The 18778-nt window shown below is 62.9% G+C and carries 16 protein-coding genes; 5 read left to right on the top strand and 11 right to left on the bottom strand.

What is annotated here, in order from left to right; translation table 11 throughout:
- Positions 1-33 precede the first annotated feature (33 nt).
- From NR187_RS07510 to NR187_RS07495, 4 genes are all read right to left on the bottom strand, one after another.
- Entirely contained in the window at positions 34-1938 is a 1905-nt protein-coding gene (locus NR187_RS07510; RefSeq protein WP_211384764.1) for a HAMP domain-containing sensor histidine kinase, read from the bottom strand.
- 97 nt (positions 1939-2035) lie between these two features.
- Positions 2036-3355 carry a TAXI family TRAP transporter solute-binding subunit gene (locus NR187_RS07505; RefSeq protein WP_211384763.1) on the bottom strand — a complete coding sequence of 440 codons (1320 nt, stop codon included), beginning with the start codon at positions 3353-3355 and terminating at the stop codon, positions 2036-2038.
- A gap of 100 nt (positions 3356-3455) precedes the next feature.
- The gene (locus NR187_RS07500; protein ID WP_211384762.1) at positions 3456-4688 is read right to left on the bottom strand and encodes an HlyD family secretion protein; all 1233 of its coding nucleotides are present in this window, start codon (positions 4686-4688) and stop codon (positions 3456-3458) included.
- The gene (locus tag NR187_RS07495) at positions 4681-5112 is read right to left on the bottom strand and encodes a hypothetical protein (protein WP_256806164.1); all 432 of its coding nucleotides are present in this window, start codon (positions 5110-5112) and stop codon (positions 4681-4683) included. Before NR187_RS07495 ends, NR187_RS07500 begins: the two co-directional genes overlap by 8 nt.
- 159 nt (positions 5113-5271) lie before the next feature.
- Between NR187_RS07495 and NR187_RS07490 the strand changes: the two genes are divergently transcribed.
- Positions 5272-5724, top strand: a complete 453-nt coding sequence (locus NR187_RS07490; RefSeq protein ID WP_211384761.1) for a hypothetical protein — start codon at positions 5272-5274, stop codon at positions 5722-5724.
- A 38-nt stretch (positions 5725-5762) separates the two neighbouring features.
- Positions 5763-6563 (top strand): polyphosphate kinase 2, encoded by an 801-nt coding sequence (gene ppk2 / locus NR187_RS07485; protein WP_256806163.1) that lies wholly within the window; start codon positions 5763-5765, stop codon positions 6561-6563.
- 42 nt (positions 6564-6605) lie between these two features.
- Here ppk2 and NR187_RS07480 read toward each other — a convergent pair whose 3' ends face one another.
- The 5 genes from NR187_RS07480 to NR187_RS07460 all read right to left on the bottom strand — a co-directional run bounded on the left by NR187_RS07480 (position 6606) and on the right by NR187_RS07460 (position 14125).
- Positions 6606-7040: a hypothetical protein gene (locus NR187_RS07480; protein WP_211384759.1), complete on the bottom strand. Its 435-nt coding sequence runs from the start codon at positions 7038-7040 to the stop codon at positions 6606-6608.
- A gap of 32 nt (positions 7041-7072) precedes the next feature.
- On the bottom strand, positions 7073-8773 hold the full coding sequence (locus NR187_RS07475; RefSeq protein WP_211384758.1) for an aspartate:alanine exchanger family transporter: 1701 nt from the start codon (positions 8771-8773) through the stop codon (positions 7073-7075).
- A 13-nt stretch (positions 8774-8786) separates the two neighbouring features.
- Entirely contained in the window at positions 8787-11540 is a 2754-nt protein-coding gene (locus NR187_RS07470; RefSeq protein WP_211384757.1) for a decarboxylase, read from the bottom strand.
- A 171-nt stretch (positions 11541-11711) separates the two neighbouring features.
- Positions 11712-13454, bottom strand: coding sequence for a SulP family inorganic anion transporter (locus NR187_RS07465; RefSeq protein ID WP_256806162.1), 1743 nt, complete (start codon positions 13452-13454; stop codon positions 11712-11714).
- Complete coding sequence (locus NR187_RS07460; RefSeq protein WP_256806161.1) at positions 13451-14125, bottom strand: YoaK family protein; 675 nt, start codon at positions 14123-14125, stop codon at positions 13451-13453. The genes NR187_RS07465 and NR187_RS07460 overlap by 4 nt, the downstream gene beginning before the upstream one ends.
- A 134-nt stretch (positions 14126-14259) precedes the next feature.
- On the opposite strand from NR187_RS07460, the gene NR187_RS07455 reads away from it, so the two are divergent.
- Genes NR187_RS07455 through NR187_RS07445 form a run of 3 tightly spaced genes read left to right on the top strand, consistent with a single transcriptional unit; the run spans position 14260 to position 17491 of the window.
- Positions 14260-15948, top strand: a complete 1689-nt coding sequence (locus tag NR187_RS07455; RefSeq protein WP_256806160.1) for an aspartate:alanine exchanger family transporter — start codon at positions 14260-14262, stop codon at positions 15946-15948.
- An 11-nt stretch (positions 15949-15959) separates the two neighbouring features.
- Positions 15960-16847: a S9 family peptidase gene (locus NR187_RS07450; protein ID WP_211384753.1), complete on the top strand. Its 888-nt coding sequence runs from the start codon at positions 15960-15962 to the stop codon at positions 16845-16847.
- 29 nt (positions 16848-16876) lie between these two features.
- Positions 16877-17491 (top strand): invasion associated locus B family protein, encoded by a 615-nt coding sequence (locus NR187_RS07445; protein WP_211384752.1) that lies wholly within the window; start codon positions 16877-16879, stop codon positions 17489-17491.
- A 15-nt stretch (positions 17492-17506) separates the two neighbouring features.
- Here NR187_RS07445 and NR187_RS07440 read toward each other — a convergent pair whose 3' ends face one another.
- Both NR187_RS07440 and NR187_RS07435 read right to left on the bottom strand, forming a co-directional pair.
- Positions 17507-17881: a response regulator transcription factor gene (locus tag NR187_RS07440; RefSeq protein WP_211384751.1), complete on the bottom strand. Its 375-nt coding sequence runs from the start codon at positions 17879-17881 to the stop codon at positions 17507-17509.
- 192 nt (positions 17882-18073) lie between these two features.
- The gene (locus NR187_RS07435; protein WP_211384750.1) at positions 18074-18697 is read right to left on the bottom strand and encodes a response regulator transcription factor; all 624 of its coding nucleotides are present in this window, start codon (positions 18695-18697) and stop codon (positions 18074-18076) included.
- Between the last annotated feature and the right edge of the window lie 81 nt (positions 18698-18778).

Here is an 18778-nt window from a genome sequence, read left to right as displayed (position 1 = left end):
AACCTGCTGCGACGCCAGAGCGATACGGCGGTATCAAGCCGATTTCGCGCTGCCGCGACCGATCGGAAGCCTAACGGTGAAGAGCGCGCCCCCCGATGGCTGATTTTCAGCGGCGATACGCCCTTGATGCGCCTCGACAATGGTGCGGACGATGGCCAGCCCCATGCCCATGCCTTGCGGCTTGGTGGAGAAAAACGGATCGAAGATCGTATTCAGGTCGCCGGGCGCAATGCCCTGCCCGTTGTCGGCGACCTTGATCTCGGCATGGCTGCCGGCGTGGACCGCCGTGACGCTGATTTCGCGCTTCCTCGGGTCCGCGTCGGACACCGCGTCGATTGCGTTCATGATGAGATTGAGCATGACCTGTTGCAGTTGAACAGGGTCCCCCTTGACGTGCAGCTCGGTCGGGGGCGGAACATAATTCAACACCACACCCTGTCCACGCGCCAGATCGCCCACAAATCCCATCGCCTCGCGCACCGTCTGATTGAGGTCGATGTCCCTGATCTCGAATGGCGTCTTCTTCAGCACGCTGCGAAGCCGGCGTATCACTTCACTGGCGCGCTGGTCGTCCCGCTTGATGTCGGCGAGAATATCGGCGATTTCCCGGAGGTTCGGCGAGGTGCTCCTCAGCATGAGCTCCGCAGTCTCCGCATTGGTGAGGATGGCGCCCAGCGGCTGGTTGAGTTCGTGCGCGACCGACGTCGTGAGTTCGCCGGCGGCCGCGTAGCGGTTGACATGGGCGAGCTCCACCATCCGCTGGCGCGCCTCGACCTCGGCTAGGCGGCGGCGGCGGTGCTCATGGAGCAATCCGCTGATCAACGCCCCCTGGATCAGGATCACGCTGGCAAGCAGCACCAGCTGCCAGCGATATCTGTCCCAAATGGTTGCCTCGCGAAACAGGATATCGCTGCCCTCGGGCAGATTGCTCTCGCTGATGCCCCAGCGCTGCAACTCGCGCCAATCGTATCTCGGCGACGCGAACCGAAGCGGCTCGATCTTGATCGCGCTGGGCTTCTCGCCGCCGAGAAGGCGGATCGCAACGTTGACGGTCGCCTGGCTCGCTCCCGCGATCGAATGCATCGGGCCGCCGACGGTGTCGTGACCGAAGAACGCCTCCTGGTAGGAAAAAATCGGCGCGTTGGCGACCGCATGCAGGCTGCGCAGCGCGAGATCACCTTCGTGTGCGATACCGGCGCCATCGACGGACATCAGATGCCAGAACAGCACCGTATGCGGCGGAAGCGCCGACGCCCGATGAAGAATCTGTTCAAATGCCAAGTCTGCATACCAGACGAATGCGACCCGGTTTTCGAACGGCTTCGCTTCCCTCTTGATCTCCTCGAGCCAGAACTTCTCAAGCGGCGAAGAGCCGATGACGACGGCAATCGTCTCGGTCTCCGGCATGACTTGAAGAATACTGCCGAAGAACGCCGGGAAGTCGTTGTGAACGGCGACGACAACGTCGCTGTCGGTCAGTTCGATGCGGTTCACCAGCCGTTGTTCGACCGCCGTCAGCACCATGGGCGTGTCGCGGAATAGCTGGTCACGATGTTTCTGGACAAACCTTGCCGCCGGCGCCCCAATGCTCATCACGATGTCGGGCGGGTTGTCGCGATAAAGCGAGCGGAGATAGGCGACGAACGGTGCCTCCGGACCCGGATCGTTGAACCGCGCCGTCAGGAGCGTGTGCTCCTGCAGGTCGATTGGCCACGGCGATTGCTGCTGGAGGTCGGCCCGGATGGTGCGGGCATATTCGCTCCATGGTCTGAAGTCGCGTCCGAAGGAGTGGAGCATGAGGACGCGCTTGGGCTGGCCACGCGGCTCGCTGCTCGCGGCGGCCGGCAGCATGGCCCAAACCAGCAGGCAGACGACGACACGCGCAGCTACCCCGGGCCAGACCATGTTGACCGCGCCGATGGGAATGCGCCCGTTCATTCTATTCCCCGGCAGCCTCAAAAGTCTAAACGGCGGCTATTACAGCACAACTCTTGCGCTAACGCACTGCGCCTCTATCGCCCTTCGGCCGCGCCGCTCAAGCGCTCGAGTCCGGCAGCGCCGACAGCAGAATCCGGCGGTCGTGGATCAGGCTCTGAAGGCGATGCGCGGCAACGTTCAGGGTCGTGACATCGAGCGCGTTCTCGTCTCCCGCCGCCGTCCTGGCCCGCTGCGCCTGGAGAACCCGGTCAATCTCGGCCTCGATCTCGGACAGTTCGGTTTCCGCGCCGGTCGTGCGTATCCGCGCACCCAGCGCATAAAGCGAATCCAGGTCGTGCTCATCCTTCGAAGGATCGCCCGCCCGAAGGAATTTCCACGCGGCCGCCAGCACCGACACAAGCCCGCCCAGGATCATCGGCGCGAGGAAGATCGCGTTTCCCCATTCGTCCAGAAAGCTCTGCTGTGTGCCGTTGTAGAACGCGGCGGCGCCGGGATGGACCGGGAGGAAGGCGTCCGAATCCGTGCTCGGCGCTGTCATTTGCGAGAGGATCGGCAATTCGCCGAGCAGGTCCCTGCGCGCCTTCATCAGCGCGTCAGCCAGGCCGCCGGCCACCTTTGCGCTGAGCTGCTTTTGCGCGACCACATAGAATGAGACCCGCAGCGTGGTGATATCCTCGCTCGGGACAGGAGGCGAACCGCGCAACGTGCCCTTCGGGACATCGAAGCTTTCAAATGCGCGCTGCTTCGCGGCGATGGCACCGGCGGCATCGATGGGAAGCAGAACCGGCGCGGTCTTCGGCGTCTGCAAAAACAGGCCGCGCAACAGAGCGAGGTATTTTTCGGCGAGAGGAACGACGATCAGAATCGCCCGGACCTCCTTGGTGTCCAGCGCGCGCCGCGCGTCTGGCGGCTGGAGATTGCGGAACGTCACGTTGGCGCGGGCCAGGCCATATTCGTCGCTCAGGACGTTGACGATCTTGCGATTGATCTCGCCGCCGATCACGCCGACGCTGGTGCGCTTCAAGCCGGCGATGTCGGTGATGGACGATCCCGGCGGAGTCGCCAGCAGAACGACGGCATGGGCGAGCACCACGACGGCCTGGGCCTGCGACAGATCGCCGACGTCGCCGCGCACGACGGCGAGATCGACCTTCTCGGCCGCAAACAAATCGGCCGCGTCAACAGCGCTGGTCGTCTCGACCAGCTTGAGGCGCACCGGAGCATTGACCGCAGCGAGCCGGCTCGCCAGCGCCGCTACCAGCCGTGTGGCCTCCCGGTCCAGGGATCCGACCGCGATAGTCAGCACCGTCGGGCGGGAATACCAGCGATAGCCGAACAGGCCAGCCCCGAGAACCAGCACGACCAAGCCGGCGACGATGACGAAACGAAACCATATCGGCATTCTCGCTGAGACCATGCGGCTCTCGCAGAACAGATGACGTTCGCAGGCCGGACGGGCTAATCTCACTCCGCCTGGAGCAATTTGCCCGCTCGATTTGGTAGCGCGTCGAACCCGATCAGTGTCCGCTGAGCACCAGCGTCTTGATCGGCAGCAGCAGCGCCTGAATGCGCAGCAGCATCGCATGCACCAGCCCGACGCCGTCGACGACATGCAAGGCAATGGCGCGGACGGTGCTGGTCTCCTTCGCCGAGATCTCCTCGTGATTGCTGGTGTAGGCGTTGACGATGCAGCTGCTCCCCGGAGTGACGCCTTCAAGGCCGCCTTTGTAGAGCGGCTCCAGGAAGGCGAGTATCGAACCCGGCTTCCGTGCATTCTGAAGTTCAATCAATTCCTGGCCAGCCTGGACCTGGCCGGCGGCGATGTAATCCTGCACATCGGTGACAATGAGCGGAATGATCACCCACGGCTTGGAGATGCAGGTCGCTTCCGCGACCATCCCTACCTTCATCACCCCCGCTTCAATCTGTCCAAACCCGGCCTGCAGCCCACCCTTGCCGGATTCTGTCGGTATCAAAACACCGGCTGGTCGCATGATCTGTGCAACAAGATCGCCGGGCCGAACGAAGAACTGTTCGACCCGCCCATCGACGCCGGCGCGAACGAAGGTCTTGTCGAGATCGACCTGTGCCTGCGCCATCGCGGCGGAGGCGCTGGCTCTCTCCGCGGGCAGCAGCGTGGAGACTCGCAAGGACGCGGATTCCCGTGTGGCATTCGCGGCGTCGATACCGGCTTGCCGTCCGTTGACCACCACTTGCAACTTCTCGATGTCACGCTGCGGCACGATGCCGGGATTGCGACGCTGCAGCTCGGATTTCACATCCAGTTCGTCCTTGGCCTGCTGAAAGGAGGATTTCGCCTCCTCCAGCTGAGCCTCGGCCTTGACGACGTCGGCGCGCGCCGAAATCAGCGAAGCATCGACTTCGGCAACCTTGCTCCTGGCCGTTTCCAGAGCGGCCTGCTGTTTCGAACTGTCCAGCGTGAACAGGACGTCGCCTTGCTTCACCGACTGGCTGTATCTGACCTTGACCTCGGCGACGCGCCCCGAACCCTCGGGAAGAATCGGCACGGTCCGGAAGTAGATTGCCGCCGAGTTGGTCGCCGGATGAAAGTAGAAGATCATGGTGATCAGCGACACCGTGAGCATCAGGCAGCCGGTGATGCCCCAGCGCAGCTCGTACCAGATGGAAAAGAACGTGATCTCCTTGCCGAAGCGCTTGCCCTGGGCATAGCGGCGGTAGAGATAGTCCGGCAGGATGGTCAGAAGGGAGCAGAACATGAGCTCAAACATGGCTGCGCTCCTTCTCCTTCGGGACTGACGTCTCTATCGGCGCGGGGCTCGGCTGGTCGGGCTCGCGCGCCTCGCCCGGCGCCGCATCAGCGATCCTCTCGACGGAGCCGGCAATGCTGCGTAGCGGCGTGCCGAAATCGGGCAGGTCGATCATCGCGAGCAGCAGACCCGCCACCCAGAAAATGTGCAAGTGCGTAAAGAGCGAGATAATGCCCAGCACCGCCACGATCTCAAACTGCAGCTTCTGCGATTTGTGCGCCATCCGCTCGGGTAGGCTGTGCAGCTTCCAGTAGAGCGTGCCCACCCAGAGCACGGTACCGACCAGGAAGATCCCCATCACCGCCATCAGCACGTCGGTCCCGCTTCCCGGCGCGAGATAGAACGGCAAATGATGAGGGGCCAGCGGATGAAGTTGCTCGCTCAATGCTCTTCTCCACGGAAGGGACCAGGGCGGCTTATGCACCGCACGGCCACCGTGGCCACGCAGGTGAGAAATTGCTTGATATGAATCAAAGGTCGAGACGGCGCGAAACCTAGACTAGTCCTGACTCTGCCCCAACAGCAAGCCAGGAACGCATCAATCATGCCCGGCATCGATGATCTCATTCCCAACGCACTGCAAATCCGCAAGGAAGCCGCGCTCGAGGAAGCCAGAAAGGCCGAGGAATATGTTCGCCTCGCCGCGGCGGCCGAAGCCGAGAAACGCGACTTGATCGAACGGCTGAGCAAACCGTCCGGCAAGTCCGAGGAGGAGAAGATCAAGCTCGCCTCGACCATCATCCAGCGCGCGGTACGCAACGGCCTGACCGAAGTACAAGTCTATCGCTTCCCGAATACGCTGTGCACCGACAAGGGCCGCGCCATCAACCAGATGGAGGCAGGCTGGGAGAAAACGCTGACGGGAATTCCAAAGGAGATCTTCGAGCTCTGGACCGAATACCTCAAGCCGCGCGGCTATCGGATCGGCTATCAGGTCATCGACTTTCCCGGCGGCGTGCCCGGCGACATCGGGGTGACCATTTCCTGGGGGGACTGATCGCGGTTTGGCCGCATTGACGCAATGGAACGCGAAGCATGGCAAAGGCCGGGGCGACGGAACGGATGAAGCGCAAGGATTACGAGAAGGAGCTCGAAAAGCTCCAGGTCGAACTTTGCCATCTCCAGGACTATGTCAGGGAAAACAAGCTTCGGGTCATCGTGCTGTTCGAGGGGCGGGACGCAGCCGGCAAAGGTGGCACGATCAAGGCGATCACGGAAAAGGTCAGTCCGCGCGTGTTCCGCGTGGTTGCGCTGCCGGCGCCGTCGGACCGCGAGAAGTCGCAGCTGTTCTTTCAGCGCTACATGAAGCATTTTCCAGCCGGCGGCGAGGTCGTGATCTTCGACCGCAGCTGGTACAACCGCGCCGGCGTCGAATACGTCATGGGCTTCTGCTCGCCCGCCGAGCACGACCGCTTTCTCTCGCTCTGTCCGCAGATGGAAAAGTACGTCATCGACGGCGGCATCATCCTGATCAAGGTCTGGCTCGAGGTCGGAATGGAGGAGCAGGAGCGCCGCTTCACGGCTCGCATCGACGACCCGGTGCGGCAGTGGAAGCTCAGCCCGATGGATCTGGAATCCTTCAAGCGCTGGTACGATTACTCACGCGCACGCGACCTGATGCTCAAGAAGACGAGCACGAAGCATGCGCCATGGTACATCATCCGCTCCGACGACAAGCGGCGGGCGCGGCTGAACTGCATCGCGCATCTGCTCAGGGCGATCCCCTACAAGCGGATCAGGAAGACCAAGGTCAAGCTGCCCAAGCGTTCCGACAAGGGACGCTACAACGACCAGGCCACCCTGCGCGGGATGAACTTCGTCACCGAACGATATTGACGAGACGATCAGGCCGCGCCTAGACGCGGCCCGATCGTTGGTCTACTTCAACCGTATCGTCACACCGCCGACGGCGGCCGACACTTCCGCGCCGACCTTCGGTCCGCTGAGCTGGAGGATCACGCCGTTGCCGTTCTGCAACTGAACGGCCCCGGCGCCCGCGGCAACGGCGCCGCCCGCGCCGCCCGCCGCGTAGGAGCCTTCGATGGACTCCGGTCCCCTCAGATTGAGGGCGCGGCCGACCAGCTTGGTGGTCGAGGCGCCGATCGTGAAACCGACGCTCATGCCGGAGACCGTGAAGGGATATTTCTTGCCGCGATAAAGCAGAACCCCCTCGCCGCCACCGACGCCGACGATGAATCCGCCCTTGGTGAAGACCACGGCAACCTGGCCGGTCTCGGCACGCGATGGCGTGCTGAAACCGGCGATGCTTGCAAGCGCGGTGGCCAGGACGGCGCAGATGGCGACTTTTCTCATGACTTTCGTTTCCCTTTGGTTGTGATGCCGAGCTATTGGGCAAGGAGCATTGCGAAGTAGCCGAACACGGTGAGCAGGATGCCCGACACGGCGTAGCCGACCGGGAATCCGATCCAGGGCACGGAGCTCTGGATTTCCACCGCCGCTTCGCGGCACGGACCGGAGTGCGACCGCGCGCCGGCAACGCCGCCCATCAGCACCGCGGGGTTGATCTTGAAGACGTGGTAGCCGATCGCCCAGACGACGAAAGGCGGGATCGTGCAGGCGATAAAGCCGGCGACGAATATCTTCAAGGCAACCGCACCCGTGAGCTGCGCCAGCAATCCGGCGCCGGCATTGACGCCGACGATGGCGACGAAGACGACGAGGCCGAGATCCTCCAGCACGTTGCGCGCCGCGTTCGGCGTGTTGCCGAAGAAGCGCAGCCGCGAAACCAGCGACGAGACGATCACGCCCGATAGCAATAGACCGCCGGCGTTTCCGAGGCCGATCTTGGCACCGAAGGCCGGAAACTCGATCATGCCGATCAGGAAGCCGATGATCATGCCCGCGGCGAGCGTGAGAAGATCGGTCGAGGTGTTGGTCCGCGCAATGCGCCCCCACATCTCGCCGAGCTCGTTGACGGCCGATTTGAGACCGACAACGGAGATGATATCCATCCGCTGCAACTCGGTCTTGAGACCGGCGGCAAGCGGCACACCACCACGCTCGACCTTGGTGACCTGCAACTGGCCCGCCAACGCTGTCTCGCGGAACGATTCGAAGGTGCGTCCGACCATCTCCTTGTTGGTGACGAGGATGTCCGCCTGGTCCATGGGAATACCGAGCGCCTTGGCATCGGCAACCTCGGGGCCGATCAGGCCCATCTTGTCGGTCAGATGCTCGGTCGCGCCACCGAGCGCGACGACGTCTCCCTTTTGCAGCACGATTTCGGGATCGGCTCCCAACGGTTGACCGCCCCGCACCACGTTGACGATGCGGTATTCCGGGTTGATCGTGCGGAATTTGGCGATGCTCATGCCGACCTGGGCCGGATTGTCGAGCCGGTAGGCGCGCAGACCGAACTGCCGATAGCCGGTCAGGCCGCCGCCCTCGAGATCCTTGACGCCGAACTCCTTCTCATACTGCGTGGCAGCCGCCTTGGCGTCGACACCCCACCAACGCGGCAGGTACTTGCAGATCAAAATGATGCCGACGGTACCCCAGATATAGGTGATGCCGTAGGACAGCGCGATCATGCCGGTCGCGTCCTCAGGCTTCATCCCTTCGGGAAGCTTCACGACACCCGAGGTGATTGCCTGCTCGGCCGAACCGATCGCGGCCGACATGGTCTGCGACCCCGCCAGCATGCCGCCGGCGGCGCCGATCGGCAGCGCGAAGAGCTTTGAAAGAATGACGACGAGCGCCAGACCGAGCACACTCGACACCACCGCCAGGAGCACGAATTTGATGCCGTCCCCCCTCAGGCTGTTGATGAAGGACGGCCCGACGCGCAAGCCGACGCCGTACATGAAGAGGTAGTAGAACAGGCTCTTGGCGAAGTTGTTCAGCTCGAGCTTCACGCCGTAGCTCGAAGCCCAGACGGCTAGGCCGGCGCCGACCACGATGGCGCCAGCGACCATGCCGAGGCCGTAACCCTTGATGCTGGCCCGGCCGATCCAGACGGCGAGCCCGACGACGAAGAACAGCAACAGAAACGGATTCTGCTGCAAGAACGTGAAAAACCCTAGCATGGTCGTCCCCTATCTATGATGCGGCCTTCAGCTTCGGCGTCGCACCGGGCTTGGGCCGGCCAATCTTCGCCAGGGCTTCGGCACGTACGAGCTTCAGCCCTTCCTTGGCGTCGTAGCCGTGGATTTCCTTCACATCGAGCTTGCGCATGAAGTCGATGGTTTCCTGGGTGATGACCTGTCCCGGCACCATGATCGGGAAGCCCGGCGGGTACGGGATCACGAAACTGGCAGACACGAGATCGGGACCGGCCTTCAGACGACGGTCGATCTCGGGATCGGCCAGCCGGATATATTCGCACCCCGCCGCGTCATAGGCCGAGTAGAAACCGCTGCGGATGTCGCCTTCGTTGGTCTTGGTGCCGGCATCGCCACGGAAACTCTGGTGGAAATGCGAAAAGTTCGGCAAGTCCGGCACGTCCGTCATCAGGCTCTTGACCCGCGCCTCGAAGGTCTTCTTCGCATTGACGCCGCCCTGAACCAGCCCGCGATCGACCTCGCCCGCGATCTCGGCCAGCACTCTTACCAGATGCGCAACGTCGCTGCGCGTGTTGTTGATGTTGGACTGGAACAACACCGAGTTGCGTGACGTCTTGTTGATCTGGATATCGTACTCGTTGGCCAGGATTCCCTTGAACTGCGTGCCGTCGTAGCCGGCGGTGCCGCACACCAGGGTCATGCGGGTCGGATCGAGGCAGAACTCGTCGTCGTCCAGGCTCTTCAGGGCGTTCGCCCAGTTCATGCCGGGGGCCAGATAGTCGGTAAAGCCGCTCTGGCGGTATTGCGCCGGCACCATCGCGTCCGCGCCGAGAATCCGGAAGTATTTGGAGATCAGCGGATTGTTGTTGACCGCCTGGCGGATCGCGAAAGCGATTTCGATCGCATTGGACACCAGACCATAGCCCTCGAGCTCCATCTGGCGCCGCGATACGTCGAGGCTCGCGATGATCTGCTGGTTCGGGCTGGTCGATGCATGCGTGAAGACCGCCTCCTTGAACTGCTGCTCGACGGTGTGGAATTCGACGTCCTTGACGGACAGCATCGAGCCCTGCCGGATCGCCGACATCGACTTGTGGGTCGAGTTGGTCTGGTAGACGCGCAAGCGGATCTGACGCGGATCCGGGATCAGCCTGGTCTTGAGCAGCACCTCGTCCGAGGGGGTCTTGCCGAGCTCGGCCTGTTGCTTCTCGTAAGCCGCGACCGATTTCGGATCGTGCATCCAGGCCTCGATCTCATTGGCGGCGCCCATCGCGGTCCGTCGCCGCAGGAACGGCGAGAATCGCGCAAAGCCGAACCAGGCTTCGTCCCAGAGGAAGATCAAGTCGGGCTTGATGGCGAGGCATTCCTCCATCACCCGCCGGGTGTTGTAGATGTGGCCGTCAAACGTGCAGTTGGTCAGGTCAAGCATCTTGACACGGTCCAGCCGGCCATCGGCCCTGGCGTTCAGCAGGGCCTGCTTGATGGTCTTCAGCGGCACCGCGCCGTACATCGAGTATTCCGTCATCGGAAACGCTTCGACGTAGATCGGCTGGGCGCCGGCCAGCACCATCCCGTAGTGGTGCGACTTGTGGCAGTTGCGATCGACGATCGCGATGTCGCCCGGCCCAAGCAGCGCCTGCACCGCCATCTTGTTCGAGGTCGAGGTGCCGTTGGTCACGAAGAAAACGCGGTCCGCACCGAGCGCGCGCGCCGCCTTGTCCTGCGCCTTCTTGATGTTGCCGGTCGGCTCCAGCAGGCTGTCGAGACCGCCGGTGGTGGCGCTGCTCTCGGCAAGGAACAGGTTCAAGCCGTAGAATTCGCCCATGTCGCGGATCCAGTCCGACTTGAACACGGATTTTCCGCGCGCGATCGGCAGCGCGTGGAACGTCCCGATCGGGCGTTGTGCGTATTTCTTGAGATTGTCGAAGAACGGTGTGTCGAATCGATCCTGGATACCTTCGAGGATGGAGAGATGGAGTTCGAGGAGCTCTTCGATCGAGTAGAATATCCGCCGAACCACGTTGGCGTCGGGATCTCCCGCCATCTTCTCGACGTCGCGATTCGACATCAGATAGAGGTCAAGCTCGGGACGTACCCGCTTGATGATGTGTGCAAGCCGGAGTGCGGACGCGTCGGTCTCGTCATTGATGCCCGCCGTCGCGGTCATGGTGCGCAGGATCGGTGCGTTGTGACGCGAGCGCAGGCCAAACCCTTCGTTGATGATCACGGCCGCGATGGTGGGATTGAGCATCGTCGCACAAAAGGCGTCTTCAAGACTGCCGACGATCACCGGCTCATAGACGAAGGAATCCACCGGACGTCGCAGCTTGCGCCATTCGGCAGCGAGCGCCGGCCATTTGTCGGACGAGAGGCCGGTGACGATCAGCGTTTCAAAATAGGGCCGATGGCCCTCATGCGACCCGAAACTCGAGGGCACGAGCTCGGGCGCATCGCCGTTGCCGTCATCCCTGGCATTCCAGTCGCCGGCATGTTGGCGGAAGGATCTCGTCATCAGGGCCTGCGTGATGCGCGTCGCAAGGCTCAGTGAGCCCGCCGCATCGCCCGCCGAGGCCGCCTCCCGCAACGCCGCCATCAATTGCAGCCCGGGATAGCCGTGAAACTCCTCTATGACGGAAAGATCGGCCAGCGCCGCATCATACTTCGCGCGGTCGCCGCCGCGCGCCCATGCCTTGGCTGCCTCGACCAGATCGCGCCAGTCGTCCGCTCGCCCGCCGGGCCCGGAAATGAACTGATCGATGCGCTTTTCTGCTGGCTTGGCGTCCTTGGACATGTCTCTCTCCGGATCTTTTGCAAAGTCCCGGCCGCATCGTGGTGCCCGCTCACCTCGGTCCATTGATCCAAGTCAACGGTCGCGCATCTTGAACAGGCCTGGAACACTTCGCGATGCAATATCGTCCGGGCGGCTGCCGCGCGAAGGACGGCGAGCGATCAATGGGACAGGTCAGAGCCGGCCGGCCAACAAGTCCGCCGGATCCTCCGGTTTGGGATCCGGCGATTGCCCGGCTTTGCCCTCTCCCAGCACGCTGTCGAGCGAGTGGAGCCACGCTCCGCTGTCGGTCTTTTCCGCCAGACCCTCAGCCCTCAACAGATCGCGCAACTGTGCATGCGCGCCAACGATCGCGAATGCGATCTTCCGGGAGGCGAGTTCGTCATAGAGATCGTGCAACATACGCGCCCCGGCCAGATCGATATAGGGCGAGGCCGAGAGATCGCAGACGACCAGCCTGATATCGACCGACCTCAGCAAGGTGTCCAACACCGCTTCCAGGATCGTTTCGGCATTGATATAGAGCAGCGAGGCTTCGGGTCGAAAGGCGATGATTCCGACCAGCGGCTCGACGCCTTCATGTCTCGCATTGTCGGAGTAACGGCCGGTCCCTTGCAGGCGACCAAGGAAAGCGACATTCGGGCGTGAGGCCCGCGCCAAAAGCAGAACGATCGATGCAATGGCCGCCAGCAGGACGCCCTGTAATATCCCGAGGAGCAACACTGCCAGCAGCGCAATGGCCGCGGCATAAAAGTCGATGCGGCTGACTTGCCACATCCGCAACAGCGCGCGTATGTCCACCAGTCTGTAGACGGCGGCAAAGACGATCGCCGCAAGCACTGCCTTGGGCAGATTCGTCAACAGGCCCGTGAAGAACAGCAGGCATAGCGCAAGCGTCGCCGAACAGATCATCAGCGCCAGCGGCGTGCGCGCCCCTGCGTTGTCGTTGACCGCAGATTGTGACAGCCCTCCGGCCACGGGATAGCCGTGGCCGAATGCCGCTACGAGGTTCGCCGCGCCGAGCCCCAAAAATTCCTGCCGGACATCAAGCGCATAGCCATGCTTGGCAGCGAAGCTGCGGGCGGCGGACACGCCTTCTATGTAGGCCAGCAGCACGCAACCCGCAGCCAGCGGGAAGAGCTCGTCGGGCTCCAACAGACCGAACCTGGGCAAGCCGATTGACGGCAATCCCTCGGGAATCTTGCCGGTGACCGGCACGCCAAGCGACGGAAGCCCGAGCAACGTCGCAACGACGATCGACAGCGCCATGATCGTGAGCCCGACTGGCCTCCCGGGCAGCCGCCGTTCTCCCACCAGCAGGAAGAAGAGCGCGATGGCTCCGATCGCGAGAACCAGCCAATTTATGCCGCCGAGCTGTCCGGCAAGCTTGATGGCGCGATCGAAGAAATTGTGACCGCCGCCAGCGACGCCGAACAGGCTCGGCAACTGGCTCATCATGATGGTGAGTCCGGCGCCGGCCTTGAATCCGACCAGGATGCTGTCACTCACCAGGCGGACGAGAACGCTGAGCTTGAACAGCCAGGAGATCAGACAGAGCAGCGCCACCGCGCATGCCGCCAGGCTGGCGATCTCGGCGTATTTTGTCGCGTCTCCGCCCGCCAACGCTCCGACGGAGGCCGCAATCATCAACGAGATCGCGGAGGTCGGACCAACTGCAAGCTGACGCGACGACCCGAGCAGCGCATAGCCGATGCCGCCAAGCATGTAACCGTAGATTCCGATCTGGGGCGGCAGGCCCGCCAGCGCAGCATAGGCGAGCGACACGGGAATGGCGTAGGCCGCGAGGGTGATGCCGGCGACGGCGTCCGGGCGCAGCCAGGCGCTGCGGTAGTGCGCAAGCCATGTCGCCGGCGGAAACAGGAAAGTCCAGCGCGCTCTCCGCTCGGAAGTCGTCATAGGCTGGCCTCGTCGCGCGGGGCTTCGCAGAGCAACAGCACGACCAGCAGTGCGATCACGGGCAAACCGAGCGCCAGATTCGGGATTTGCTTGGTCGCGAAGGCGCCGAGGGCGGCCCCGAGGCCAAAAGTGAGGCACAAGGTAGCGAAAATACCTGGAGAGCGCAGCGATCCATCGCCGGACGCTGCAGCGAACGCACCTTCAATCGCCTGCCGCATATTGCCCGTGATCATCACCGAACTGAAGACAACGCCCTCGACCCGGGTGAAGACGGCGCTCTGTATGGCGGCGACGAATGAAATGCCGAGCGTTCCGGCGAGATCCGGCAGGCGGTTGTGCAGGACGGCGATGACGACCAAAAGCACGATCTCGACCAGCGTGCTGATCACCCTGGCGCGCTCGCCGGTTGCGCGGCGCAGCCATGCCGCGATCACGATACCGGCCGCGAACGCGAGGATCGGTGGAACGAAGTGGAGCGCTTTCGTCCAGTCGCCGATCGACCCATAGACCCAAAGCAGAACGAGATTGGCGGTCTGCGCGTTGGCCATCACGCCGTGGACGATCCAGGTATAGGCGTCGAGATAGCCGCCGGCGAAGGCCAGCAGCAGCGCGATTGGCACCGTTTCGTCGCGGCCTATCGACGACACAGGGGCGATATCCATCGTGCTCATGTCCGAACGCCGGGTCTCGGGTGCTGTAGAGCCTGAACAGGGAGCGGCTTAGCCCTCGGCAGGGGTTGATCTGGATCAAGCATCGCCGGGTTTGACGAACCAGATTTGGCGCAAATCGCTGGAGGGCATGCGTCATGAGCACGGTCAAGTGGATCATCTCCGCCGCTCCGGAAATCTTCCTGCTGCTGTCGGTCGCACTCGGCACCATTCTTGGCCGGGTCCGGATCCACGGCTTTTCGATCGGCACCACGGCGTGCACGCTCATCATCGCCGTCCTCATCGGGCAGCTCGGCACCTTCACGTTTCCCTCCCTGCTCAGGGTCATTCTCTTCAGCCTGTTCGTGTTCACGATCGGTTACCGGTCCGGACCCGAGTTCTTTGCCTCGCTGAGTATCCGCACGCTGGCGCAGGTCGCGCTCGCGCTCGTGCTCGGTGGGACCGGCCTCGTCATCGTTCTCATATTTGCCCATGTGTTCGCGCTCGGTCCCGGCACCGCTTCCGGTCTTGCTGCGGGAGCCCTGACACAGTCCTCGGTCATCGGCACCGCATCTGGCGCACTGGCCCAGCTCGGACTCGCCAAAGAGGTGCTGGAGCAGCAGGACGCCAATATTGCCGCCGGCTACGCCGTCACCTACGTGCTCGGCTATATCCTCACGCTCCTGTACGTGCCGTTTGTCGCGCCGAAATTGATGCGGATCGATTTGAAAGCGGAAGCCGCAAAGCTCGAGGCGGAGCTTTCGGGTGGCGACCCGCCACAAACTGAAAATCTGCACTATCGAAAATTCCAGGCCCGCGCCTACCGGGTGTCGGTCGCAGCAGGACGGACCGTCGGCGCCGTCGAAGGCGAGATCGGCAGTCGTAGCGTGGTCGAGCGGATCGTGCGTCAGGGCGCCGACGTCGAGCCGCATCTCGACACCGTTCTTGAAGCAGGCGACGACATCGTCATCGCAGGACGGACCGCGGTTCTTGTTGCAGCAAAGCCGATCATTGGCACCGAGATCGACGCCGACGAGATTCTCAGGGCAATCCCCGGCAACGTAATCGATGTCCTCGTCGACAACCGCAAGCTCCATGGCCGCTCTGTCAAGGACGTCGCCGAACGCGTCGGCGACAACGCGCGTGGCGTTTTCCTGCGTACTTTGACGCGGATGGGACGCGCGGTCCCCTTGAGCGCGGACACCCGCGTCTATGTCGGCGATGTCATGACGCTGGTCGGCAGCACCCGCAATATCGAGCGCGCCGCCGCGAAGGTCGGCCAGATTCTGCGCTCGGGCGACCGCACCGACATCGCGTTCCTTGCCGCGGGCATCGCCGTGGGCCTGCTCGCCGGGCTCGCGAGCGTCAAGATCGGCTCAGTCCCGCTCACGCTGGGCGGTGGCGGCGGCGCCCTGATCGCCGGGCTGTTCTGTGGCTGGCTGCGCTCGAGGCGGCCCACGATAGGCGCAATGCCGCCCGCGGCACAGCAGACGCTCAGCGATCTCGGGCTCGGCGGCTTCATCGCAGCGATCGGGCTCGGCAACGGCCATGCGGCATGGGTTGCGATCCAGTCGCACGGCATGCTGCTGGTCGGCATGGGCCTGATCGTCACGCTGGTGCCGCTCGTTGTTACAACCCTGTTCGCCCATCGTGTGCTGCGGATGAACCCGGTCATTATTTGCGGCGCGCTGGCCGGAGCCATGACGGTCGACGCCGCCGTAACCGGTGCCTGCGATGTTGCCGAAAGCCAGACGCCGGTGCTCGGGGTCGCCGTGCCTTACGCGGTCGGCAATGTCGTCCTGACCGTGCTCGGCCCGATTATCGTGGCCAGCACATTCGCCGGTTGAGCGAGGCGCGCATGAATCTCCTGCATGCCCCAGCCCTAAAGTCGATAGCGGCGGCATTGGCCCTCCTGATCTGCCTGTTCGCCCCGGCGCGGGCCGCAGACGGCGGCCCCATCCAGGAGGAAATCTGGGCGCTGCAGCTCCCGCTCCCGATGCTCGCCTACGTGGTACGCCCCGTCGGTGACGGCCCCTTTCCTCTCGCGATCATGAACCATGGCGTGTCGCTCAAGCCGGTCGACCGGAGCTTCTTTCCGCTGGTGGAATTCCGCGACGCCGCGAAGTGGTTCGCAGAACACGGCTATTTCGTCGTGGCGCCGGTCGGCACCGGATATGGCGCGGCCGCCATCGACATTCCCGAGCGCGGACTCTACGGGCCCTTCTTCGCCAAAATCGGCAACTGCAGCAATCCAAATTTCAAGGATGCCGGACGCGCGTTGGCACAGGTCGACCTCTGGATCATCGACTACATGGTCGCCGAGAAACGCGTGCTCGCGAAGGACGTCATCGTCATCGGGCAGTCCGCCGGTGGCTGGGGTTCGATCGCGCTGTCGAGCGTGAACCCGTCGCAGGTCAAGGCGATCATCACCTTTGCAGCCGGTCGCGGCGGACGCGTCGACGGCAAGCCCAACAACAACTGCGCACCGGACAGGCTGGTCGAAGCGACCGCGGATTTCGGCCGGACCTCGCGGGTGCCGATGCTGTGGTTCTACATCGAAAACGACACGTTCTTCGGCCCGGCCCTGTCGAAACGCATGCATGACGCCTTCACCGCCGCCGGCGGCAGGGCCGAGTATCATCTGATGCCGCCCTTCGGCAATGAGGGTCATTTCTTCGTCGGCTCGCCCGATGCGATCCCGATGTGGTCGCCGCTCGTCGAAAAATTCCTCGACGCACAGAAGTAGCCGCAAGCGCGGCGCCTGGAGACACTGTCATGATCGACACAGCTTCAACACCGTGGCCCAGGCCTGCACGCGCCTGCCTGTCGATTCTGTTCGCTGCCGCTATCACCGGACCAGCTTCGGTTCTGAGCGCCGCTGCAGCGCAACAGCAGGCGCGCCAGGCGAAACCCGCCGAAATCGCGCCCCGCGGACAGCGCGAAGCCAAGGACATCACTTTCGGCGACTGGCAGAAGCTCTGCTTCAAGCCGGGCGGTGCGCGTGCGCTGTGCCGGACGTCGATCACGGGCAAGTTTCCGACCGGGCAAACGGCGGTACGCGTGGACCTGATCGAGCGTGACGGCGACCGCGCCGCGCGGCTGCAAGTGTTCGTTCCGGTCGGCATGTATCTAAAACAGCCAGCCAAGCTGACGGTCGATCAGGGCAGCGAGCAGCTGCTCCCCTACAACTGGTGCCTTACCAACGCCTGCATCGCCGCCGACGTCGTGGATCACAGCTTCGTCACAGCGATGGAGTCCGGAAAGGCACTGGTACTCGTGGTGGTTGATTCCAGCCTTCTGGCCGTGACGACTTCACTGCCGCTCACCCAGTTCGCCTCCGTCCACAAGGGCGCGGCGGCAAAGACATTTGAACAGGACATCGACGAATGAACGAGCGCGATCGGGTTAGACGCTTCCGGTGCAGGCACGTTCCACCGACTCGATGAATGCATCCGCGGCAAACGGCTTCGTCAGATAGGCAACACATCCCGACTCGATCGCCGCCGCCTGGTTCGCGTGGCTGTCGTTGCCGGTGATGTAGATGACCGGCACGGTAGCGCCCTCCTGCGCGATCCTGCGGCGGAGAACGATGCCGGATTCGCCGTTCAGGTTGATATCCAGAACGATGCAACAGGCTTCGTCGAAACGGCCATGACGCAGCAGTGCGCTGGCCGAGTCGAACGGGATCACATCGAAGCCACGCTCGCGAAGCAGACGCTCTATGCTTCGGCGCACGGAAGAATTATCATCCACAACGAAAATGAATCTGCGTGCGGACAAGAGATCTCTTTCTGAGTCCGGAGAAGTTGCGGCGATATCGCTATTGATCCGGTCGTTTGATAATTCCGCGCCGCTCTCGACGAGAAAACACTACGCAGCTTCTGCCGGATTCTGTCAACAAAGTTTCATATTGTCCCTTCGTACAGGACGCAATGAGAACAACAGCGACGGGCTCATGTACCGACCGGTTAGTTACATCTTCCCGGGATCGAGCAGACCCAAGCGCTCGGCGATTGAAACCAGCTCGGCGAACGAAGGCACCCGCATTTTCTCCATCACCTGATGGCGATGCGCCTTCACCGTACGTTCGGTGGTCCCAAGCTCATGGGCGATCTGCTTGTTTATCTTGCCGCGCACGATCAGGTCGAACACCTGCCGTTCGCGCGGCGTCAGCGACGCCAAAAGAGCACGTAGCGCGTCGAGCTTGCTCTGTCGGCCGCGCGAGGCTTCCCAGCGGGCCAATGCCCGTTCGATCGCATCGATCAATTGCTCCGATGAAACCGGCTTGGTCAGAAAATCCTCCGCCCCGGCCTTGATGGTGCGGACGGTGGTTGCGGTATCGGCATGACCGGTGAGAAACACGATCGGCAGCATCGAACCCAGTTCGATGAGCCGTGCTTGCAACTCGGGTCCACTCAGCCCGGGGATCTGCACGTCGAGCAGGATGCATCCGGGTCTTGAAGCATCCGGCATGTGATCAAGCAGCTCCTGCGCCGATGAATGCGTCACGACCTCATAGCCGCCAACCTTGAGCCGGCGCTCGATTGCCACTCGAAACGATTCGTCGTCGTCCACGACATAAACGAGGCCTGGCAATGTCCCCTCTCGAGCCACTCACAGAACCGTGGGCAAGCCACGAAATCGCGAAGTGCTAATCAAAAGCCACCCGAAGGAAGC

The organism is Bradyrhizobium sp. Bra64, assembly GCF_024519875.1.
Classification (GTDB): domain Bacteria; phylum Pseudomonadota; class Alphaproteobacteria; order Rhizobiales; family Xanthobacteraceae; genus Bradyrhizobium; species Bradyrhizobium japonicum_G.
This window is presented reverse-complemented; position numbering and strand designations above follow the sequence as displayed.